This window comes from Streptomyces europaeiscabiei (genome assembly GCF_001550375.1).
Classification (GTDB): domain Bacteria; phylum Actinomycetota; class Actinomycetes; order Streptomycetales; family Streptomycetaceae; genus Streptomyces; species Streptomyces europaeiscabiei.
Map to the genome: position 1 here is coordinate 1 of NZ_LRTR01000534.1, position 3,226 is coordinate 3,226.

General features: G+C 72.8%; 2 protein-coding genes. Both read right to left on the reverse strand.

Annotated features, from left to right (window positions below; genetic code table 11):
* The coding region (locus AWZ10_RS26480) for a hypothetical protein (protein ID WP_060892181.1) at positions 1-1,234 on the reverse strand (1,234 nt) is incomplete at its 3' end.
* Positions 1,231-3,226 (reverse strand): DEAD/DEAH box helicase (locus tag AWZ10_RS26485; protein ID WP_060892180.1); only part of this gene is annotated, 1,996 nt, incomplete at its 5' end. The genes AWZ10_RS26480 and AWZ10_RS26485, both read right to left, overlap by 4 nt.

Genomic DNA, 3,226 nt, shown 5'->3' on the forward strand with positions numbered 1-3,226 from the left:
TGGCGGGCGCCCACCGGCCCCGCTCCTTGCGGTAGGGCCACCAGCGGCCGTCCCGTCCCAGGCGCAGCTGGGCCGAGCCGTCGGCCACGGTCCAGCGGTTGTGCGCGGACCGCAGCACGGGTCGCTCGTCCGCGTCCCAGGCCGTGTCCAGAGCGGCACGCGCGCGTGCGAGCGATTCCGCCTGCATGTGCCATTCCTCGTCCAGTACGGCGAGCCCCGCCACCCCGCCGTACCGCCAGGCACGGACGGCCAGCGCCAGCCCTTCCCCGCCCCGCTCGGAACCCCGGCGGAGCCGGGCCCCGATGCTCGGCCCCGGATCGCCGGAGGCCAGCCGCACCGTGTCCTGATGGAGCGTCAACTCGTCGTCCAGTGGCTGCTGCTCGTGTCCGGGGCGGAGAGCCTCGGACAGCATCCGGTGGGCCTCCCCGGCTGTCTGCGCCGCCAGGAACTCGAGCGCGGTCGGATCCACCCCGGGCGCGGGCGGGGCCTCGGTTTCCAGTGAGGCCGGCAGACCGGGTTCCACCGGAGGCCGGGGCGGCTCGGGGAGCGGCGGAAGGATCTCGCCCGCCGCGAACGCCTCGGCGGCGTCCACCCCGTCCCAGCGTCTGTCCCGGAGACCTTCCGGCGTCATCTCCCCGTCCGTGTCCGCCACGGGAGCGATGCTGCGTACCTGGAGTGCGTCCAGGAGCGCGCGCTCGGCGCGGCCCCGCATCAGCAGCAGGACGAACGGGTCCTGGTCCAGCAGCCGGGCCACCTGGTAGCACAGGGCCGCGGTATGACCGCAGTGGTCCCAGGCGCCGCAGTCGCACTCCGCCTCCAGATCACCGAGGCCCGGCAGCAGCTCGACTCCGGCGGTCGCGGCGTCCTCGACCAGGTGCGGTGGCATCTCGCGGTCGAGCAGGGCGGCGATGTGCCCGGCCCGCTCGGCCGCCATGCCCAGGAAGCGGTCCCATTGGTCCTCGGACAGCTCCTGAAGCAGGACGTCGGCGCGATGGGCGGTGCCGTCGCGGTCCTGGACGACGGCGGTGACGCGCCCGGGGCGCACCGACACCGCGCCCACGGCTCCCGCGCGTGCGAGCCTGCGCCCCGCTTTCACCTGCGCCCCGTCCAAAGCCGCGTCCTCGAGCGCCTTCAACCAGGCCCGGCCCCACCACGTCTGCGCAAAACCCCGCCCACTGACTGGAGCCGACGCCGCGAACGTGCGCTCGTTGTCATGCTCCGTACGTTCTGTCATCGTGCGCCCCCTCGAAGTTCCACCAGGTCGGCCAGTTCGGCGTCGGACAACTCGGTGAGCGCCGACTCGCCGCCGCCCAGCACCGCGTCGGCGAGCTCCCGCTTGCGCAGCAGCATGTCCGCGATGCGGTCCTCGATCGTTCCCTCCGTGATCAGCCGGTGCACCTGCACCGGCCGCGTCTGACCGATGCGGTACGCCCGGTCCGTGGCCTGCGCCTCCACAGCCGGGTTCCACCAGCGGTCGTAGTGCACGACATGCTCGGCCCGGGTCAGGTTCAGACCCGTGCCGGCGGCCTTCAACGACAACAGGAAGACGGGTACTTCGCCGTCCTGGAAGCGCTCGACCATCGCCTCGCGCTCGGGGATCGGTGTCCCGCCGTGCAGGAGACGTGTGGGCACACCACGCGTCGCCAGGTGGCGTTCCAGCAGGCGTGCCATGCGGACGTACTGCGTGAACACAAGGACGCTCGCCCCCTCGGAGAGGATGGTGTCCAGCAGCTCGTCCAGCAGCTCCAACTTCCCGGACCTGCCCGGGATCCGGGGCCGCTCCTCCTTGAGGAACTGGGCGGGGTGGTTGCAGATCTGCTTGAGCCCGGTCAACAGCTTCACGATCAGTCCGCGCCGTTCCATGCCGCCGGCATCGGCGATCTCCGCCATGGTCTCGCGGACCAACGCCTCGTACAGCCCAACCTGTTCCCCGGTGAGCGACACGGCCCGGTCGGTCTCGGTCTTCGGCGGGAGCTCCGGCGCGATGCCCGGGTCCGACTTGCGGCGGCGCAGCAGGAACGGCCGTACGAGCCGGGAGAGCCGCTCCGCCGCGACGGGATCCCGCCTGCCCTCGACGGCCTGCGCGTACCGGGTCCGGAAGGTACCGAGCCTGCCGAGGAGGCCCGGAGTGGTCCAGTCGAGGATCGCCCACAGTTCGGACAGGTTGTTCTCCACCGGCGTGCCGGTGAGCGCCACTCGCGCGCGTGCCCCGATCGTGCGCAGTTCCTTCGCCGTGGCCGAGTAGGGGTTCTTCACGTGCTGGGCCTCGTCCGCCACGACCATGCCCCAGGGCACGCCGGCCAGTCGGGGCGCGTCGAGCCGCATCGTGCCGTACGTGGTGAGGACGAACTCCCCGTCGGCGAGCGCGTCCAGGCTGCGCCCGGCCCCGTGGAAGCGGCGCACCGGCACTCCTGGCGCGAATCTCTCGATCTCCCGCTGCCAGTTGCCCATCAGGGAGGCCGGACAGACCACGAGGGTGGGCCCCGCCGACGAGGTGTCCGCCTGCCGGTGCAGATGCAGGGCGATCAGGGTGATGGTCTTGCCCAGGCCCATGTCGTCGGCGAGGCAGCCGCCGAGCCCCAGGGAGGTCATCCGGGCCAGCCAGCCGAGGCCACGCAGCTGGTAGTCCCGCAGTGTCGCGGCGAGCCCGGACGGTTGCCCGACCGGCTCCTGCGCCTCGGGGTCCGCAAGCTGTTCCCGAAGCGTCGCCAGCCACCCCGTGGGCCGCACATCGACCATCCGGCCGTCGACCTCCGTCGAGCCCGTCAGAGCGGCGCTGAGTGCGTCGACGGGCGACACCTTGCGGTCCTGCTGCGCTCGGGCGTGACGGATCGCCTCCGGGTCCACCAGGACCCACTGGTCGCGCAGTCGCACCATGGGGCGGTTCGCCTCCGCGAGCAGGTCCAGTTCCTGCCGGGTGAGCCGCTGGTCGCCCAGGGCGAACCACCAGCCGAAGGCGAGCGGCGCGTCGGACGACAGATACGGCGTGTCCGACGTGGCCTTGTCAGGGCCCTGCTCTTCGTCCGGTGGGCCGATGATCGCGCGGGCGGTCAGCTTGCGCGCCAGCTCCTTCGGCCAGTGCACGTCGACGCCGGCCGCCGCCAGTAGCCGGGCGCCCTCGCCGAGCAGGTCGGTGACCTCCTCGTCGGCGAGTTCCACGACGTCGGGCACGGCTGCCGAGAGCAGCGGGGTGAGCGGGGCCCAGGCGCGGGCCGCGCGGCGCAGC